1 protein-coding gene is annotated in these 249 nt (G+C 67.9%); it reads left to right on the top strand.

From position 1 onward, the window contains the following. A partial coding sequence (locus VR45_RS39605) for an ATP-binding cassette domain-containing protein (RefSeq protein ID WP_159394541.1) occupies positions 1-249 on the top strand: 249 nt, incomplete at both ends.

Raw genomic sequence — 249 nt, 5'->3', positions numbered from 1 at the left:
CCCGCACCAGTTCTCCGGCGGTATGCGCCAGCGCATCATGATCGCGATGGCGCTGGCGCTGGAGCCGGACCTGATCATCGCGGACGAGCCCACCACCGCCCTGGACGTCACCGTCCAGGCCCAGGTGATGGACCTGCTCGCGGAGCTGCAGGCCGAGTTCAACATGGGCCTGATCCTGATCACCCACGACCTGGGCGTGGTCGCGGACGTCGCCGACAAGATCGCGGTGATGTACGCCGGCCGGATCGT

Origin of the sequence: Streptomyces sp. NRRL S-495 (assembly GCF_000966955.1) — a bacterium.
Classification (GTDB): Bacteria; Actinomycetota; Actinomycetes; order Streptomycetales; family Streptomycetaceae; genus Kitasatospora; species Kitasatospora purpeofusca.
This window is presented reverse-complemented; position numbering and strand designations above follow the sequence as displayed.